At 39.6% G+C, this 20,293-nt stretch carries 12 protein-coding genes; 3 read left to right on the top strand and 9 right to left on the bottom strand.

Annotated elements, in window-relative coordinates; translation table 11 throughout:
- Window positions 1–96: 96 nt before the first annotated feature.
- The 7 genes from H6G97_RS23910 to H6G97_RS23880 all read right to left on the bottom strand — a co-directional run bounded on the left by H6G97_RS23910 (window position 97) and on the right by H6G97_RS23880 (window position 12,478).
- Window positions 97–1,440: a PQQ-dependent sugar dehydrogenase gene (locus H6G97_RS23910; protein WP_190943127.1), complete on the bottom strand. Its 1,344-nt coding sequence runs from the start codon at window positions 1,438–1,440 to the stop codon at window positions 97–99.
- Window positions 1,441–1,584: 144 nt separating this feature from the next.
- Window positions 1,585–2,796 carry an EAL domain-containing response regulator gene (locus tag H6G97_RS23905; RefSeq protein ID WP_190943126.1) on the bottom strand — a complete coding sequence of 404 codons (1,212 nt, stop codon included), beginning with the start codon at window positions 2,794–2,796 and terminating at the stop codon, window positions 1,585–1,587.
- An 884-nt stretch (window positions 2,797–3,680) separates the two neighbouring features.
- Entirely contained in the window at window positions 3,681–6,476 is a 2,796-nt protein-coding gene (locus H6G97_RS23900; RefSeq protein ID WP_190943139.1) for a family 10 glycosylhydrolase, read from the bottom strand.
- 243 nt (window positions 6,477–6,719) lie between these two features.
- Complete coding sequence (locus tag H6G97_RS23895) at window positions 6,720–7,853, bottom strand: mechanosensitive ion channel family protein (RefSeq protein ID WP_190943125.1); 1,134 nt, start codon at window positions 7,851–7,853, stop codon at window positions 6,720–6,722.
- A 5-nt stretch (window positions 7,854–7,858) separates the two neighbouring features.
- Entirely contained in the window at window positions 7,859–8,956 is a 1,098-nt protein-coding gene (locus H6G97_RS23890) for a mechanosensitive ion channel family protein (RefSeq protein WP_190943124.1), read from the bottom strand.
- 1,255 nt (window positions 8,957–10,211) lie between these two features.
- Window positions 10,212–11,537: a TIGR03279 family radical SAM protein gene (locus H6G97_RS23885; RefSeq protein WP_190943123.1), complete on the bottom strand. Its 1,326-nt coding sequence runs from the start codon at window positions 11,535–11,537 to the stop codon at window positions 10,212–10,214.
- Between the two features lie 116 nt (window positions 11,538–11,653).
- A complete protein-coding gene (locus H6G97_RS23880) occupies window positions 11,654–12,478 on the bottom strand; it encodes an undecaprenyl-diphosphate phosphatase (protein WP_190943122.1) in 825 nt (274 codons plus the stop codon).
- 448 nt (window positions 12,479–12,926) lie between these two features.
- On the opposite strand from H6G97_RS23880, the gene H6G97_RS23875 reads away from it, so the two are divergent.
- The 3 genes from H6G97_RS23875 (at window position 12,927) to nadB (ending at window position 16,460) form a co-directional block, all read left to right on the top strand.
- Window positions 12,927–13,706: a DUF3120 domain-containing protein gene (locus H6G97_RS23875; RefSeq protein ID WP_190943121.1), complete on the top strand. Its 780-nt coding sequence runs from the start codon at window positions 12,927–12,929 to the stop codon at window positions 13,704–13,706.
- 470 nt (window positions 13,707–14,176) lie between these two features.
- Window positions 14,177–14,605, top strand: coding sequence for a photosystem II complex extrinsic protein PsbU (psbU, locus tag H6G97_RS23870; RefSeq protein WP_190943120.1), 429 nt, complete (start codon window positions 14,177–14,179; stop codon window positions 14,603–14,605).
- Window positions 14,606–14,783: 178 nt separating this feature from the next.
- Window positions 14,784–16,460 carry an L-aspartate oxidase gene (nadB, locus tag H6G97_RS23865; RefSeq protein WP_190943119.1) on the top strand — a complete coding sequence of 559 codons (1,677 nt, stop codon included), beginning with the start codon at window positions 14,784–14,786 and terminating at the stop codon, window positions 16,458–16,460.
- Between the two features lie 115 nt (window positions 16,461–16,575).
- Here nadB and H6G97_RS23860 read toward each other — a convergent pair whose 3' ends face one another.
- Both H6G97_RS23860 and H6G97_RS23855 read right to left on the bottom strand, forming a co-directional pair.
- Complete coding sequence (locus H6G97_RS23860) at window positions 16,576–16,755, bottom strand: hypothetical protein (RefSeq protein ID WP_242055161.1); 180 nt, start codon at window positions 16,753–16,755, stop codon at window positions 16,576–16,578.
- Between the two features lie 789 nt (window positions 16,756–17,544).
- Window positions 17,545–19,749 carry a CHASE2 domain-containing protein gene (locus tag H6G97_RS23855; RefSeq protein WP_190943117.1) on the bottom strand — a complete coding sequence of 735 codons (2,205 nt, stop codon included), beginning with the start codon at window positions 19,747–19,749 and terminating at the stop codon, window positions 17,545–17,547.
- Window positions 19,750–20,293 lie beyond the last annotated feature (544 nt).

Below are 20,293 nucleotides of genomic sequence, written 5' to 3'. Positions count from 1 at the left end.
CAGCCACAACATCTCTATTGATGACAACTGCTCTAACTTTACTCCAGGCAACAGATCCTATCCGTAAATTTTTAAATGTTTGAATGCGTAAATTGCTTAACCCCCCGTATACTGAATTCGATAAATTCGATTATTGGCTTCTTCTGTTAATAGAAGACTGCCATCTGGTAACACAAGTAAACCAACAGGTCGTCCCCAAGTAGTTGGTACAGATGGATTTAACAAAAATCCTGTGAGAAAATCTTCGTAGTAGCCAAGCGATCGCCCTTTACCATCAAAGGGAACAAATACAATTTTATAACCGGTGCCGCGATCGCGATTCCAAGAACCACGGAAAGCAGCAAAAGCACCATTTCGGTACTTTTCTGGAAACGTTTTACCATCATAAAACTGCAAACCCAATGCTGCTGAGTGCGCCTGAAACAGCACATCTGGCGTTTGGGTACGGGCTACTAAGTCGGGGCGTTTACTTTTGTCATCTGTTTTTTGTCGCGGATCAAGGTTGTTTGGTGTTAGATAAGCATAGGGCCAGCCGTAAAATGCTCCCTGTTGAACGCGTGTTAGATAATCTGGAACCAAATCATCACCAATTCCATCCCGTTCGTTGACGGTAGTGTAAAGTTCCTTAGTTACAGGGTGAAAGTCTAAACCAACAGGGTTACGCAAGCCAGAAGCGAAAGTTTCTTGCTGGGAACCATCTAAATTCATCACCTGTATTGAAGCCCGTGGTAGGGGTTCTTCATCCACATTGGTTCCTGAACCAACTGAAACATATAATTTATTGCCATCGGGCGAGACAACGACATTGCGCGTCCAATGATTGTTATAACCTTGAGCGGGCAAGTCGGCGATTTTTTTTCCCTTACCTGTAATCTTGTTTTGACCTTGGGTATAGGAAAAACGCACCACAGCATCTGTGTTCCCCAGAAAAAAGGAATTATCTACAAAAGCCATACCAAAGGGTCTATTGAGTCCGTTATCTCTACTAGCAAAGGTTTCTCGAACGTCGGCGATACCATCGCTGTTGCTGTCACGCAACAAACGAATGCGATTTTGCCCAGTTTCAGTCACTAGGACATCACCACTGGGAGTTAAAGCTAGCCAGCGTGGGGCATCTAAACCTTCGGCAAAGACGTTTACTGTGAACCCTGGTGGTACGCGCAGCACGGGATTTTGCGGAATCGCCACTACCTCAGGCCGCTTGGAGGCACTTTCTGTTGCGAAGGGTGCTGGCAAATTCTTCAGATCGATGCGGATGGGTGTAGGTGAAAGTGCTTCAGTACGGACGATATTTTTTGGCTGTGTGGAATTCTGTGTCGGTTGGGCAGAAGGTACAGATGTTTGTGCTATGGCATTATCTGATGAAGCGCGAGTCTGGTTACAGGCTACTGCTAAAGTCAGTAAAAAAACTGGCAGCAAAAAACGCGCAAAGATTTTCATGGGAGTAGACACTATACACAATTTTCTTACTGTAGACTTGAGGCTTAATAATTGTCGCCAGTCTAAAGTCCGATTTTTATTAGTTAGTTAAGCTATTAGAGGATTGGGTGCTGGAAAAATCATTTACTGCCCGATGTCCAGTATTCAGACATATAAGCATTTGTTAGTCAACAAAAACTTTTCAAATTCTGCTGATGGTAATGGACGGCTAAATAGAAAACCTTGCATAGAATTACAGTTGTATTGGCGCAAAAAAGCCAGTTCTGCTTCCGTCTCTACACCTTCAGCTATTACATCTAGATTGAGATTATGAGCCATTTGAATTAATGCTTTAGTAATGGCTGATTTCTGTAGATCATTTGCGACATTATGGATAAAATAACGGTCTATTTTTAACGTATTAATTGGTAAGTTTTTCAAATAAATTAAAGAAGAGTAGCCCGTACCAAAATCATCGACCGCAATCTTTACACCCAAAGATTGCAATTTGCTCATAGTAGCGATCGCACTATTTACATCTTGCATAATCATACTTTCGGTGAGTTCTAGTTCTAAGTAATGTGGTTCTAAATCATTGGCAGTTATAAAATTAACTATTTTATGAATAAAATCTGGTTGATTAAATTCAATTACTGACAAATTTACAGCAACAAGTAAAGAATAAATTCCAGCATCACGCCAGCTTTTAATTTGTTTGCATACCTTTTTTAATACCCATTTACCAATAGGAACAATTAAACCTGTAGACTCTGCTAAGGGAATAAATTCTGTTGGGTAAATCATCCCTAACTCTGGACTTTGCCAGCGTAATAAACTTTCCGCCGCTACTATTTTCCCAGAAGCAATATCGACTATTGGTTGATAATAAATTTCAAACTCTTGAAAGTTATGTTGTTTGATAGCCCGGTGTAAGCTAATCTCTAACAACTGCATTTTTGGAGACAAGTTGTTAATGACAGTTTTAGGAGATAAATACCTTTTTAAAGTAGCGTGTTTTTCCAACCTGTTGATTATAGTGCTTAATAACTCAGACCGAGTGAATGGCTTAGTTATATAGTCATCAGCACCCATATTCATGCCTTGACGAAAATCTGATTTAGCAGATTTGGCAGTTAGAAAAATGAAGGGAATTGTTGCCGTTGATGGTTCTTGGCGTAACGCTGTTAACACGCCATGACCGTCAATTTCTGGCATCATCATATCGCATAGAATTAAATCGGGAACTTCGGAGATAGCCAAATTTATCCCGATTCTACCATTAGCCGCAGCGATAGTTTCAAAATCCTCAGCTTCTAGCAAATCTAAAATGTTTTCACGGACTGCTTCTTCATCTTCTATTATTAAAATTTTGGACATATATTTCCCTCGATTTATATTTTATTATTTAATTAATCACAAAATAACAGTAAACTTTATACCAAACTTCAGCATACTTATGACAAAAATTTCACCTTAGCAAATATCTACACGTTTTTTTACAATTTACATCCCTAATCCAGTGCCTAGTATATTACCTCTTAGAAAGAATCTAATCTTCTTCCTCCAAAGAACCAATACTAGCCTTATGCTTTACAGATACCTTGAAGGGTGATTCACACGATTATGTTACTTTGGTTATCTTAAACTGGTAGTAAATATCACTGTTGCTGACGGACATAGGGGTGATAGCACTGAGGCTATCTTTGAAAATTCTGATATGCTAAATGTTATGACCAAGGTATGCATAACTTCAAAAATATTGGTTGTTCTGAAACTAGCTCTTGAAGCTACAAGCATTATTTGACAATACTTTGTGAAGCAGCCCACTACGTGGGAACATGAAGAGAAGAGGACACTTTTGCGCCGTATTAACATCAGTACATAGGTGTAGCCCGTTGTAGACATTCCATCTAATATTGATTTTGGCGGCACAACCATCAGCAGCAAACAGTTAATTACTGGCTGTTTGCTTTGTAACCCGATAAGCTGAGGTAAAGCTTGCATAGATTTTTCCGATAGCTATTATCAAACAATACTTATTTCAAACTGGTTATCTAAGTATTTTCCAATATTTTGACGCTAAACAGATAGTAATATTTGGGATATAAACACGGCAAAAGTGTGTTAAGAATTACAAACTAGCTTATATCCAGCTAGTTGGAAATTGGACATTAGGCATGGGGAAGGGTGCAGAAGAGAGGAATTTCCCCCTGCTCCCATTCGGCTACGCTCACGGCAAGCCTGCTCCCCTTGCCTCTCTACTAAGGACGCAACTGTACCCGCCGTTCGCCGTAACGTAATAGCCTTTCTATAGTTACAAGTCGATTTTCCCAAACTTTGACTTGATAGGAATTCGACTTAAGTTCTTGGCTCATCAATACTCGAAATTGTGACTGGAAGCGAGTTAGAGAGGCTTTCGCTACTAGCAACTTACTAGGAGAAGGGGAAGTGGCAAGCTGATTTAAAGCACTGCGTAAAACTTCTGCCTGATTGTTAAAATCTGATATTTTCTGAGCAGACCTTTGTAGTTGGTCATTTTGGAAAACAAATTTCCATTCCCGTTGCAGTGCGGTGTAACGGATGGCGGCAGTTTGAAAAGGCTGACGGTGAGGAATCGGTTGACTTGTTTTAGATTGAACCCTACCTTGGGTGCTATTAAAAAGTTTTTGTAAATCGTTGTTAAAATTCTCTGCGGCAAAGAGTGCATAACCACTAACTGGCAAGTCCCTTACCAACTGGAGTTGATCAAATGCCCCGATGGTTGGCAAAGAAAGTAAGCGAATTCCCGGCACTAACAAGGTAACTCCCAATTGTTTAGAAGCAATCCAGGGTTGAGCAAGTCGTTGGAAGCGAGAAGTATCCAGAGCATAAGTCATGGGAACGATTAAATCTACATCCCCCCGCCTTGCCCAAGTTTCCCAATTTTGTTGAATTTTCTGAATCCGCTCTATTTCCGGTAAAGGAAATACCGCAACTGACAAAATCAAATTTGGTTGCTTTTGTCGCAACTGCTGTGATGCTTGGGCGACAAAACTATCAACTTGATCGGTGCGAAATGTCGTCCACTTTTGCCACAAGTCTGGTTGGCTAGGAGAAATATTCAATGGATCTACACCAGTAAGCCGCTGAAATTGCGCTCTTGCAGCTTTCCCATAGCCATAGCTTCGACCTGCTGATGGGTCTTGGAAAGGGTAGCGAATGTAGTCTAGCTGTAAACCATCCACCTTATAGCGAGTGACAATTTCCTCATACAGCTTGAGCAAGTATTGCCGTACTTCGGGGTTGGCTGGATCGAAGAATGGCTTGCTCTGGCCAACGGGAATCATGTTGCCAAGGTTATCGTAGTTTGCCCAATCGGGATGAGCCGCCAGTACTGGCCCTGGATAATCAGGATTAACGTTGAGAATTTCATTGTGACGTTGGTTGCCAGCAGCAAAAGTCCAAACCCAAGCGTGTAATTCCATGTCTCGCTCATGGGCTAATTTCACTGCCTCTGCTAGTGGATCCCACCCACGAATCAAGGGGTTTTGCTCTTTTGCAACTTGGCTCGGATAAATTGTATAACCAGCGTTAACAGTTTCAAAAAAGACGGTATTGATTCCAGCTTGGGTGAGGCGATCAAAAATCTGGGCTAGTCCGGCTTTGCTACCAGCACGAACAATCGTCCCCCGATCTAACCAAACTGCCCGAATTTCTGGTTGAGCTAGTTTTTGATCAACTGGAAACTGCTGCCACAAACTTGTTTTAGCAAGCAGCCACTGCTGACGAGCTAGAGCGTAGTTTTTTTGGGCAATCTGTTGGGGTAAATTTTTGGCAATTACCCTTGCTTGTGCCAAGGCTTGCTCTTTACCTATAACTAGCCCCCCTGGTTTGGTTGAGGCCAATTGTGTCTGCTGCTCTTTGACAGGCAAAGAGGCGTAATTGTCTAAATGTCTAGAAAATTGCTTCTGTTCAGATATAGTTTCACCAACATTAGCCGCATCAGCTAATACTGCTAAATGAGCGCTTTCCACTCGACCAATCAGGTTTTCTAGCTCTTGCTGGAGGGCGATCGCTTGGTTGGTGTCAATCGGCTCATTAGAGTTAGGCGCAACATCTAGACGCACCGCTTGTTCCAACTGATCAATAGCTTCCTGAGAACTCGGGGGTTTGACTATAGGAAGTGGTCTAGGTATAGGAGCGGTGGCAATTTTAGGAGGAGGAGATGAAGGAGATGAACTGCCCCTCTGCACCCCTGCACCCCTGCTGCCTTGCTCCCTCGGTGCAGCCGCCACAGTCGTAGAGCAGGTTTGGGAACCTCCTGCTATTTTTTTGGTACGATTTGATGGCGCTAGTGCTGTGAAATAGTAATCAACAGTAGCTTTTAACCAGGCATTATCTAACTCAGCTGCTGAGGCTGTATCTGTTCCCCAACGCCAGCCCATAAAGGTGGAGCGCTCAGTTGTTACTACTGCGGCTGGATTATCTTTAGAATTCCAAACAGCAGGAGATTGAGTGCCCATATCATTAGGAATCACAACGCCGCCACGGACTTTTCCAAAGAGTCCAGTTTGATTTGCCCATCCTGGGATCTTGGTTTTTGCAGGTTTAATCTGTTGTGTATCACTGAGGCTGAATCCCCAATAACCTCCCAAGAGCGATCGCAATAATTGCCGTACTCCTGGCGATGACAGACTACCTATAGGGCCACTAGCAATCAAGCGCCCTCCCTTACTCATCCATTCTTCCAAAGCGATCACTTGGGTTGGTGTTAATGTCTCGACATTTGGCAAAAATAATACCCGGCGATCGCCCCAATCTGCCATACTCCGCACATCATTTAGGGGAATTACACAATATTTCGCCCCTATTGCCTCTAAGCGGTCAGTTATGCCTGTCCACTGATTTGCATTTTCTTGGCTATGCACTACGCTCAATACAGGTTCTTCGGTTGCTGCCGTTACTGGCAAAATACTCAAAAAATTTAAAATTACAATTTCACAACTTAAAATAAATAATTTTCTAGCTTCTTTAATTTTTAAACTTATATCTTTTTGATTTTCTTGATGCCTCACCAGTAACTCCTCATTTCATTATTAATTAATTGAGTTATTAATCAGAATTCATTAGTACATCATCTAGGACTCTGGCTTAATTTATGGTAAGTTTACTGATATATAACCTTAGTTACGTAAATTTACTATTAGTATGGCTTTTGCAAAACCAAATAAGGCTCCTATAGATTTTATATATAACTACTTAATGAATTACCTTTATCAATCTAGCCTATCAAAACCAATAAAAAATGCCAAGATTGATACTCAAATTGTCACAGGCGATTCCAGATAAATTGTTGGCTCTTGCATCGTGAATTTAATTCCATTCGTGACTAGCTTTTTAGAAATTTTTTCATTTGCTAATTCTAATAAACGTTTGCGTAATTGCAGACAGTTGTCACTAGAACCCAAAATAAAAAATGTTACTCTTGTTCGAGTTATCTTTTTTTCTGCATTTTTATGGGTTAAAAAAGTAATGCTGGTGCTACCTGGATCGATACCAAATAGTGAATTAGTACTCTCGACAATTACCTGTTGAACCAGAGCTTGTTCTCGGTCTTGCAGCAAGTCTAAAAAATCGAGGTAGAGTAGAACCATAACTTTCTTCCCTCGAGTAATATTTTCAATTTCTAAGTTGGCTAATATTGAATTGGGAATAATAAACAATGTACTTTTAGCAGCAGCGCGAATTTTGGTTGAGCGTATACCAATTGACTCAACTCGTCCAAATAAACCTTCAGGGATTTGTTGAAATTTTTGTAAACGAATATATTCTCCAGGGACAAAGGGGCGATCTAAATACAACACAATTGTTCCCAACAACTGCTCTAGAGTTTTTTGAGCCGCAAAAGCTACAGCTAATCCACCAATTCCTAATCCAGTTATTAACCCAATTAAATTAAACTGTTGACTTTGGGCAAAAGCCAGAACAGCAATAAATCCGATAATTACATTTGCAATTGTTTCAAATACTAAAAGTACTTCATCTACCTCTCGACCAAATTTACGTAATATTTCAATTCCATACACTCGAATAAACTGTCGAAATAAACGAGAGCATAGCCAAGAGATACTGACAATAACAGCTAAATCAACAATAGGAGAAAGAAATCTATAGATAGATTCATATTCCACAATCCATGCTAAAGATAATGAAATCAGAATTAAGCTACCTGTGATTCTAAATAAGTTTCTAATTGGGTCAATCAAATTATTATAAATACTGGCAACTTGCTGCGGTGCAAAACGACGAATAATAATTCGCAAGAATGTAGGAGTATATTGCCCTACTAGCAAAGACAGCAAAATAAAAACTAGAAAGACTCCAAATCTAGATAAGGCTGATATTGTGCTATCACGTTGAAAAAAATCTAGAATAATACGTGAAATATTCGTCATTCTCTCTAAATTGTAATTGGTGAATCAACATAAATTGTTGGTTCTTCTATATCAAACGCAATACCATATTCTTTTAAACACTGAGTCATGCTTTCAGTTGCCATATTTAGCAGTTGGCGACGTAATTCCATTGAAACATCTCCAGAACCTAAGATAAACAAAGTAACTTGTGCTTGAGTTTTATCTGGTTCTAGGGAATTACTGATACTTTTAAAAGTAACTCCTGTATTTTGCGAATCAATCCCAAAAATACCATTCGTACTATCTAGAATAACTTGGCGAATTAAGGCTCTATCTTCACTACTTAGTACTCGGTAGAAGGTCAAATAAAGAATAGACATGACTTTCTTCCCACCAGTGAAATTTTCAATATTAACTTGAGTCAGAGAACTGTTGGGAACTATCATCACAGTTCCCTTACCAGATGTTCTAATTCGGGTGGATCTTAATCCTATAGATTCAACTCGTCCAAAAGTTCCATCGGGAAGACCAATATAATCATCAATCACGAAGGGGCGATCAAGATAAAGAACAATACCACCTAGAACTTGTTCCAGAGTTTTTTGAGCAGCAAAGGCTACTGCTAAACCACCGATTCCTAAACTAGCTAGCAATCCTAAAAGATTAATTTGATGTGTTTGAGCATAGGTAAGAATTGCTAAAAAGATAATGACGAGGTTAGCAACCCATTTTAAAAGGATGAGTAACTCACTGCTAATTTTTTGCCCAGTTTTGAAAGCAGCATTTAATAAATAAAAATCAAAAAACTTTTGAAATAATTTAGTGGCTAACCAGCTGACTGCGATCGCCAGAGTTAAACTCACAATAATTTCTAATGAGTTTGTCCATTGATTTCTAGGTAAAAAGGATGTAACAAACTCAAAAATACCAATTACAGATACCACAATTAATAAGTCTTCATTTGGCTTAATTAACTTTTGGTAAATATCAGTAATTTGGAGAAAATTAAAACGTTTCCAGAGTAAGTTTGTCAATGAGATCATGAAACGACCAACTATGAAAATAAAAAATCCGACTCCCAGTCCTAGTAAGCCAATTTGTATTTCTCTGTTTGTAAAAATTTCTGATAAAAAAACAACCATTTCTAAAATTAATGTACAAATTGCTATCAGGAACATCCCAAATTGGTAAATCTACTTTCAATCTTTATAGTCACAATGGACAGTTTGTGGCCAGTTGCTAAGTTCAAACACATCCATAAAGCACAGTCAATCATCAGGATTGCTGATAGCTGACCGCTGAAAGTCAACATTAAAAAACTATACAATTAAATATGCAATCTTTTTAACAACTTACAACTTTGTTAAAATAAGCAACGCACTGGCTTTTGAAGCTGGAAACTCAGCTTTTTCTGACAGATATGCTACGCAAGTTTTAAGAGTAGAAGTACAATCCTGTACTCACTATACAAGTGTCCTCCTGTGCGCCAGACTAAAAATATTGAGGGTGGAGATTTATTCGTGTTTTTGCAAAATTGGGATGTTCCCTTACTATCTATCTGAACTCCTGATATAAGTTTCCTTTGGCTGCCTATTTCTGAAATATCCTCCAATTCATTGACAGATTAGTTTCCACAATGATATAGTAGCCAATGCTATCAAAGACCAACTTATGGTTTAAATTGTGCCAACTACTAAAATTCTCTTTAGAGTTGATGTTTTAGTAGTTGTCTGACTCATTTGAATTTTGAGAAAAAGCTATCCAAAAATAGACGCTAGTTAGATATGCTACTGCCAAGATGCAGATAGTGCTGATAAAGTTAACATCAGTCATGACATTTAATTAAACGTAATGGTGAGCAAGAAGATTACAAATTCTAATTTGTAATCTTTGGATACTACATCCAAATATCTGGATGCAAAAAGGTTTTAGCCCAAAGGCTTGGACTAGGTAAATTTAATCGGGTCGCTGAATCGATGAAACTTCGTATTTAGGGGATAGCCTAAATATGACTAACCACGAAAGCTATCTATCCAAAAATTAACCATACAAACACGTGCAGTTTGTGGTCTTCATCCCCTGAATTCTATTCAGGTAGATAGTTGAAAAGGTAATAAGATATACTTATCCTGTTCTTGAGTAGGCTTTTACTAAAGCTCTTTTTATGTTGCTAACCTTAAACTGCCGTATATACCAGCAGCAATAACCAGATAGCTAGCGTTGGTTAGTTGATTAGCTTAGTTTTTGCACGCTATTGCTACATTTACCTATTAGTTCTCATTCTACACTAGAAGGCATCAAAAAACTAGGCAAAAAATGCGTTCTCTAAAGTAGTAAACAAGAAGGTCTTGCAGAACGGAGTTAAATCGTCTAGACTAAAAGATTAACAAAAACAGCTTAAACAATACAGGTATTAATTAAATCTTCAACTCCTGCTATTGGTAGGATTTTTATCTCCAATTTGCAGGCTAATTCTTCAATACTCATATCATCTAAAAATACCAGTTCACCATGTTTGAGCATTACATTTGGCAATAAAATCCCTTCACCTAAATCTTGCCCTTGTAAGTTCAACAGCAAATCATGGCCTGTTAGCAACCCTGTTACAGTAATCTTCTGTCCCCAATAATCACTGCATAAAGCACGCATATTTACTTCTAAACCTTCAACAGAATTTAACCGTTGCAAAATAGGTTGAAATGCCTTTTCTACTGCGTTGCCTACTACCCAAGTTAATTTTCTCTGAGGAGAAACTTTTGGTGGTAGTGATTCTGTTGCGGCGGCTGCAAATTGCTTGATAAACAACTGAATAGAACCAACACCATTATCAATTTGAGGATACTCTTCATATGCAGATTCGCTTGGTAATTCCTCACCTGCAATCAAAAACCACTCATCGGCTAACCAAGCAACACTAGAACCTAATTGTTGGCGAAATTGCTGGGTAAGCATTTTGACTTGAGAAATCACCTCTTTAGCTTTTTCTTTGGTTACTGGTATGAGTTCATCTTCTTGGGGCCGAAATCGTGTCAATCCGACTGGTACCACTGCTACTGATGCCACCGCAGGCACTTCATCAGTATGAAAAGATGCTAAATCTTTTAGGGTTTTCTCCAGATGTTCGCCATCATTTATACCAGGACAAACAACCACTTGAGCATGAATTTGTAGTCGCCTTTCTTGAAACCATTTGAGTTGTTGCAAGATTTGTCCCGCACGGGGATTTTTTAGTAGTCTAATTCTAACTTCAGGCTCTGTAGCATGAACAGAAACATACAACGGAGACAAGCGCATTTGCTCAATCCGCTGCCATTCTCTTTCTGACAAATTGGTAAGGGTAAGATAAGAGCCGTACAAAAAGCTTAAACGGTAATCGTCGTCTTTAAAGTATAAGCTAGTACGCTTTCCTGGTGGCTGTTGATCAATAAAGCAAAATGGGCAGCGGTTATTGCACTGAATTAAGCCATCAAATAGGGCAGTTTCAAATTCTAGCCCCAAGTCTTGATCGTAATCTTTTTCGATTTCCAGGCTATGAGTTTTACCAGCAGCATCTAAAACTTCTAGTTCCAAGATTTCATCAGCACACAAGAACTGATAATCAATTAAGTCACGCGGACGTGTACCATTGATTGCAACGATCGCATCCCCAGACTCAAAGCCAATCTCTGCGGCTATAGAGTCTGGAAGAACCTTGGTAATTCGGGCAGGATGAATGGTATTCATGGGACATTGGGCATGGGGCATTGGGCATTATAGCGCTTCTGGGTTGAGTCCAATACAGCCCCTCCCCTACGAGCGATCGCTATAGTCATTTGTCCAAAGCAAATGACTAATGACTATTATCCTTTCCAACCTGCTGCGATCGCTAGTAAGATCACACTACCGAATGCTAATCTATACCATACGAAAATCAAAGTGTTTTTGGTTGCTAAGTATTTGATCAAAAATGCAATTGATAGGTAAGAAAAAATAAAGGTTGAAATAATCCCGACAACTAACAATCCAACAATGTTATCTGGCAACTGTTGATCTTGAAATAACTTGAAGATTTTCAGGCTTTTATACAGAGTAGCAACGGTAAGAGTTGGAAACCCTAACAAAAATGAGAATTTTGCTGCTGTATCGCGTTCTAATCCTAAAAATAAGGCAGTCGTCAACGTCGAGCCAGAACGAGAAACGCCCGGAATCAAAGCAAGTGTTTGTCCTAATCCAACTAAAATACCATCCCGAATCTGCAATGAATCGAAACCTCGCTTGCGAGTGCCAATTTTTTCTGCCAAAGCCAGTAAAATTGCCATGATAACTGACATGATGGCAATAATTAATGCACTCTCAGGTAAAACATCTTTCAAAAGAAAGCCGAAAATTAAGGCAGGCATTGTTCCTACTACAATACCGACAAGAATTTTCCATTCTTCGCGTTGCCAGTCCTTGTCTTTTACTGCTTCGATTCCACCTTTAACAATACTAAAAACCAGTGACCAAAAATACCCCAAAATTGCTATAACACTACCAAATTGAATTGCATCAACAAAATCTTTAGAGCCTAGCTCTTTCCAACCAAATACCTTTGTCACAATCAAAAGATGTGCAGTACTGCTGATTGGCAAAAACTCTGTAACACCTTGAACAATACCCAAAATAAAAGCTTGAATAAACTCCATATCCAATTAATACCTTTTCCGTGTTTTAGACATTATTCTTTAGATGATGTTGCTTTCTATACTCTCTATTGCACCTAATCTTGTAAAAAATTAAATTTAACCAATCAATAACATCATCGAAGACGCTGGCCATGTTCTTACACCCACCTCAATAAGTCAACGAAATTTTGTCAATTCATCAAACTTTAATATTTAGCGGACTGATGCCAGTTCGCTTTTTAACTGTTAAATTTTACCCCTCACCTCTCTGTAATTCCCCATCTACAAAGAACTACAGAGGAGTTCTGTACATAGTGCAACTTTTAGATGGATGAGTCTGTTGCAGTATATTTTGTTTGGTTTGTGTCAGCATTGCCCAAAATTTCAGTATAATTGCAATGCCCCAGGGGGGGATTTTAAAATGTGATATCTTAAATAAGATAAAGTTTAGTAACAAATATTAAAAACTTTGATTAATAATACATTGTCTTCCTACACCGCCTCTACCCCTTCTATAGATACTGAGTTGGATTTAGCTGATACTGGGCTGACGGGTATCAAGCAATTAGAATCTACACTCTCCTTTTCTCCCTCTTTACCCTTATCTATTTCTGCCCGACAAACTTGGTTAGTGTTTGGGGCGGCGGTGTTCTTGGTATCAGTGCCAGTATTTATAGAAGCGCCTATTGTGCGATCGCTACCAAGCCTGAGTTTAGCCCTAACAGCATTTTGGGTGTGGCTAAGTTTTACCTTAATGTCACGTCCTGCAACTTATGTCTGGGGGGATTTGCTCCTAGGATTTAGCTGGAGTTGGTTAGCAGGAGCGATTTATTGGGGTTGGTTACGTTGGGAACCTGTATGGCATCTGCCAGTGGAGTTTATTGGTTTCCCGTTTGCTTGCTGGTGTCTGGCGAAGAATTGGGGCAAGGTAGGTAACTGGTTTTATTTAGGTTCTTTACTGGGTACAGTTTTAACAGATGTATATTTTTATATAGTAGATTTGATGCCCTATTGGCGGCAAATCATGAGAGTAGATGCAGATTTAGCACCGCAAGTTTTACAAAATGCCCTGATACAGGTACAAACACCTTGGGGACAAAGTTGGGCAATAATTCTCGCTCTAGTGCTATTAACAGTTGGGATTTTACCCTTAAGTCGAAAGCAAAAACACTGGTATGCCTTTAGTGGCGCAGTTTTAAGCACAATATTGGTAGATAGTCTATTTTTGTTAGCTGCGATCGCAGCCTGAAGAAGCCAGTGTCGGTTTCTTTTAGCGAAACTTCTCCCAACCTAATCTGCAACACATCAAAAATGGTGTTGTAGATGATTAATTAGTTAAGAAATATTACATAACAATCCATCGAGATCAAATTTTTTTTTGGAGAGTTCTCGTCTGGTTGAGGGGTAGAATCAGCCACCGCGAAAAGGTTTCGTCTAGCTGGGAATGCTACCGGGATCATGGATGCAAAGCTATTGCAGCGATGCAGACACTCTGATACCGATGAAAATTTTTGGCAAAAGTACATTCAAACCCAGTAATGGTAAATATTGTGGATATTAATACGCTGTATATTAGTTTCTGATGACTGCTGTGTTGACTAAGCTATCAGGTTTTGTCCCTTGTCCTTTGTCTTTGGCGTTCTGACTAATGACTAATGACCGCTGGCAGCTGTTAGCTTAAAACTTTTATTTCTGTTTGATGGAAAGAGGTAGAAAATCGTGAAAGGATTGGCGCGTTTATTAACAGTGTTTAGTTTGTTACTTGGTTGCTGGGGATGGTTGGGAACAACTCAGATAGCCCAAGCTGCTAGTTTCAACAGTTTTGCTTTTGTGCAAGTCCCAGTTCTGGCAATTGAGCGGCAGAATCGGGCAGACGCTAAACTAGGAACGGAATTTGGGAAAAAAATTGATTTGAATAATACCAACGTCCGAGCTTTTCAACAATTTCCAGGGCTTTATCCCACCTTGGCTAAGAAAATCATCATAAATGCTCCTTACAAAAATGTAGAGGATGTATTGGATCTTCCAGGATTGAGCGATCGCCAAAAACAAACCCTGCAAGCTAACCTTGATAAATTCACCGTGACAGAATTAGAGCCTGCCTTCAATGAAGGAGATGATCGCTTTAACAACGGTATCTACAGATAACTGAATTGCAGTTAATGTAGCAAATAGCAGCCCATTCCTGATTCTAAGGAGTGGGAGTATTTGATTAGAGATGAGGGGGGACAACGAGAATAAGGGAGACAAAGTAAAATTTTTTCCTAGTCTCCCCCTGCTCCCCTGCTCCCCCTGCTCCCCCTGCTCCCCCTTCTCCCCCATTACCTTGCCCCAAATAGATATTCCTAGCCAATTTGATGTCTTAGTAGTCGGCGCGGGTGCAGCTGGACTATACACAGCGCTGTGTCTACCAGAATCCTTGCAAGTCGGCTTAATTACCAAAGAAACCGTTGCTTTGTCCGCCAGTGATTGGGCACAAGGTGGCATTGCCGCAGCGGTAGCCCCAGAAGATTCTCCCCGGCTGCACATTGAAGATACGATCCAGGCGGGTGCGGGTTTATGCGATCGCACTGCTGTAGAATTTCTCGCCGAACATGCCCCTAGCTGCATTCAATCCCTAGTTAACCTGGGGGTAGCTTTTGACCGTCAGGGTCAAGCCTTGGCTTTAACTTTAGAAGCTGCTCATTCTCGCCGTCGTGTTCTCCACGCTGCCGACACTACAGGCAGGGAAGTTACCACCACCCTCACCGCCCAAGTATTACGCCGCCAAAATATTCAAGTCATTCAGCAAGCTTTAGCCTTGAGTTTGTGGACTGAACCGGAAACTGGTCGCTGTCAAGGAATTAGCCTGTTTTATCAAGGTAAAATTACATGGCTAAGAGCTGGTGCTGTCGTATTGGCAACTGGCGGCGGCGGTCAAGTATTTGCCCAAACCACTAACCCGGCTGTTAGTACGGGTGATGGGGTAGCGATCGCCTATCGGGCTGGGGCTATCCTCCGCGATTTAGAATTTGTTCAATTTCATCCCACTGCCCTCACTAAACCTGGTGCCGATCGCTTCTTGATCAGCGAAGCTGTACGCGGCGAGGGGGCACATCTTGTTGATAACGAGGGGCGGCGTTTTGCCTTTGACTACCACCCTGCCGGTGAACTTGCACCTAGAGATGTGGTCAGTAGAGCAATTTTCAGCCATTTACAACGTACCGCCCTTGATCTGGCTACTGCCCATGTGTGGTTGGATATGCGCCCCATCCCTGCCGACAAGATTCGTCATCGCTTTCCCAACATCATCAAAGTTTGTCAGCATTGGGGTGTTGATGTCTTCCATGAACCAATTCCTGTAGCACCAGCTGCCCATTACTGGATGGGTGGAATTGTCGCGGATTTGATGAATCGTACAAATATCCCCGGTTTGTACGCAGTGGGTGAAACCGCTAGTACCGGGGTACATGGGGCAAATCGTCTTGCCAGTAATTCCCTACTAGAATGTATTGTGTTTGGGGCCCAGATGGCTCATATTGAGTTAGAAAATATTGGGTTGCCGTCAGAAATACCAGTGCTGCCATTACAGAAATTTAATGTTGATGCTAGTGAGTGGCAGATTCAGCAAGCACAGCTAGAAGCACTCAGAGAGAAGTTACCGCGTCTAGTGTGGGAAAGTGCTGGTATTTGTCGGGAGCAATCAAGGTTGGAAAGTGCGATCGCTACTATTGAATCTTGGCGGCAAGATTTTGCTGCCTTGCCTTTAAGTCAATTTTTGCTTAATTTACGTCCATTAGAACCAGCTAGTTTTGAACTACCAAATGTTGAAAGGCTGTTGGGAGTTTGGGCAGAAACCCACAATTTATTAGATGTAGCTGATTTAATTCTCAAAAGTGCTGCTTTTAGAACCGAAAGCCGAGGCGGACACTACCGTTTAGATTATCCTCAACCAGATCCCAATTGGCAAGTCCATACACTTATAGAAACAGATCATTGGTGGAAATCTCCACCATTATCTTGATTGAAGTTTGTGGAAGAGGCTTGTAGTAAAAAACTCTTGCTATTAGGCAGAGACTTGAGTCTCAGGCAGTTCAAATATTTTTGCAATAGGTTTAATCAAAAACCTAAAATTGCCATCAGCGAGTGCCGCTACCATGATTACTGTCGGGGCCACCATAATTTGGTGGAACATAAGTGTCTTTTAAATTTTGAGAATTGACTTCGTGGGCGATTAAGGTGTTGCTGCCAGTAGCACCAAAAGTATTAGCACTTGCAGTATTGATTATACCTGTGCAAACGGCAACTTTTGGTATCAATATGTAAGCGCTTATACAAAATATTATAATTTTTGTGATTTGGATCTTAGGTTTCATAGCCCTCAGTAAATTTACTAGTTTTTATTTTAAAGGGTATTTTTATTGTCTCTCGTATATATACTGGGTTTTTTAAAAAAATATTTTAACTTTATTAAATTATTCTCAGTAGGGTACAAGTAATTTTGGTATCAGTTGTAGATTAACTTGCTTTGCTAGTATTAAGAAGTATTTATACTTACAGTGATATTCTTAATTAGCCGTTTTTGCATCAGTCTAAAGTTAGATATGTCAATTGCTTTTCGGAAGGATTGTGTTTAATTCACTATTTATTAATAATTTCTTAATATTTATAAGTATATACACTATGTTTGCTTAATAGCGACTTCATTAAAACCTTAAATAATACTTATTTATCGTATAGTTTAATCTTAACTAAAGTAAATATATATAAAGATAAAGTAACGTAAGTGCAATATGATGAGGTTTTTAAAAACTCTGAAACCATAAAGTACAGTACAAGCCGATCTAGTATAGGTATATTTTTAATTGTAAAAATATTTACAAAAAAACAACTTTTTGATTATCTCTGATGATTAATTGGTTTTTTAGGTATGTTCTTTAGGTGAAAAAGCCTTGCTATATCTACATTTTGCCTAAAAATCTACCTTTAATCACATACACTAGGCCTTTTCAAGACAGTGTGTTGGATGTCTCTCAAGCCTATATTCCTAATTGAAAAGTATAAATATTGACTAATAAGAAAACATTTAGAGTCTGCATTTTGACTAATTAAGCAAACTCGTAGCGATTTTTACCCAGGTGCTTAGCGCGATACATTGCTGCATCTGCTTGTTTCATCAAGGTTTCACAGTCTTGGCTATTGTAAGGATAAACACTAATGCCAATACTGGCAGAGATTCGGATTGCATAGCCGTCCAAAACAATTGGCTTGGTAATACTGCTTAAAATTTTTTCAGCTACTTTAGCAGCTATTTGGACATTAGGAATTGCCCGTAAAATTATGGTAAATTCATCGCCACCTAAACGAGAAACTGTGTCACTAGCACGTAAAGAGTTGCTAAGTCTTTCAGCGACAGTCCTTAGCAGGCGATCGCCCGTCTCGTGCCCTAGAGTATCATTGACTTGCTTAAAGCCATCTAGATCAATAAACAGCAGTCCCAGTAACAAATTGTTATGTTGCGCCCAATGTAACGACTCGTTAAGTTGTTCAGCAAAAAATTTGCGATTGGATAAACCCGTCAGGGGATCGTGATACGCTAAATAACGCAAGTGGTTTTCTTTGAGTTTTAATTCATTGTTAGAACGGAATAGTTCAGCAGCAGTTCGCTTAAGCTGTTCTTCCATCAGCTTTCGCTTAGTAATATCTCGGATAACGCCAACTAAAAAGAAATTGCCAGCTGAGTCTTTATGGAGCGATCGCTTAGTGGCAATTTTATAAGTTTGTCCATCGGCATTTGTAAATTCTTCTTCATGTTCCTGGGATTGCTGAGTCAGAAAAACCAGATCATCCTGTTGGCGAAACACATCAGCTTCATGTTTAGGGAAAAAGTCATAGTCTGACTTTTCAATTAAAAACTTATTCGGATAACCGATAAATTGACAATACGCCTCATTTAAAACAATCCACTGATGCAGTTCATTTTTCACAAAAATGGGATCAGGAATCGTGTTGATTACGTGATACAAAAATTCCTTAGAACGTTTCCACTCTTGCTGCATGTGGGCAATATGACTGGTCATCCAAATAGCTGAAATGCCAAAGCTCAACAGTGAGGGAATAAGCGGTATCCACCAACCGTATAAGAAAGCAAAGTATGCACTCAGGGTTAATACAAAGGAAGAAACTAGAATACCGAGAAGGCTCCTAGATGCGTTTTGTATTCGCCATGTCATCATGGCTCCCAAATAAGACCAGACAAAAATCCACAAGTATTCCACCAAGTCAGACCAGACTTTGAGTAATGGTCGTCCATCAACAGCAGCAGAGATTAACTCACTAATAAAATAAGCTTGCAGTTCAATACCAGGTACAGGCTTTGCCGTACCCATTACACTGCTGGAGTAGGGAATAAATACAAAATCTTGGAGACTGGGTGCAGTAGAACCAATAAGTATAATCCGATCTTTGATCAAGTTTTCTTTAACTTTACCTGTCAATACATCTTTTATCGATACCTGAGTAAAACTACAAAATTCTCTAGATAAACTTTGACATTGGGGTTTGGGAAAATTGGCTAAAATTTGGTAGCCTCTAGCATCAGCGCCTACATAAGCACCATCATTAGGCTCAAAACGAGCAAATGTTGCCTTACCCAATTGCAAATACTCAGGGTTGCTTTTTGCTTTAGCGGGAGTAATCCCCTTTGGCTTTAAATACAATAAAGCCAGCTTCAGGGCAAAACTTTCGTGTACTTGATTTTTAACGTGCCAATACAACAAACTGCGACGTACTTTACCGTCAATATCATACAGCACGTTGTTAAAGCCCACTTGATTCTGATTCAGTCCTAGTGGAGGCAAAACACTAAAGTTTTTGTTTTTATCATTTGCTAGTAGTTCAATACCAATTAGGTTGGGTATTGACTTATAAGTATTACGGAGTTCTTGATTACCCGGCTCTACTGATAAATTTCTGTAGATATCTAAGCCAATAGCACGGGGTTTGTGGATATTTAATTTTTGCAACAACTGAGCAATCTTCGCATCTGGAATCGGCCATGAACCTACTTCGTCTAAATAAGTCTCATCAATTACTACGATCGTAATACGCTGTTCTGGCGGTTCATTTGGACGTAAGCGAAAAAATTGATCCAAAGCTGGCAACTCCAAAGATTGCAATAATCCAATGGAGTGCAAAAACAGAACGCAGACTGCAACGCTGGCGGCAGTAACCAATTCTCTGTGTCCTCGACTAAGCGATTGTTTCAGTCCAAAAATTAACTTCACAAAACGCTTGCCTAGCAACTGATTCATTTCCATTACCTAGTAGGCAGAAATATTCTCTATTTCCAATAGCTATTAACTATCGGACTAACATAGCTCAAGTGGGAGCAAAATAGAGTTTCCAAAAGTTTTTTCAACTCAGTAAGGTTCTTCAAGACATCGTAGTATTTGTAATGCATCACCATATATTGAGACCAATTATCTGAATAAACATTATTGCTGAAAGTGAGTTAAGTGAATTTAATGCTCAAAACCTTGTTAGGTAAAGCTTACTCAATTAAACTCGCACATTTATGATCAATTAGATATTTTACTGAGAATTACGATAACTTCCAACAGATAGAGCTTTAAGTCAATGCTTACATGATTACATATTAAGATGGGTAACAAGTACTACAACAGGAAATAAAAGTAGAAAGTATACCAGAGTCAATCTACTTAAATAATTTCCTTTAGGTTAAGATTTTTGCGGATAAAAGCCGCAGAAAATTGGTAATAGGGTATTGGACAACACTTATTATCTATTACCAAAAACAAAATAGCCAACTGGAAACAGCTTTTACTGTATGCATCC

The sequence above is a fragment of the Nostoc flagelliforme FACHB-838 genome, assembly GCF_014698065.1.
GTDB classification, from domain to species: domain Bacteria; phylum Cyanobacteriota; class Cyanobacteriia; order Cyanobacteriales; family Nostocaceae; genus Nostoc; species Nostoc flagelliforme_B.
This window is presented reverse-complemented; position numbering and strand designations above follow the sequence as displayed.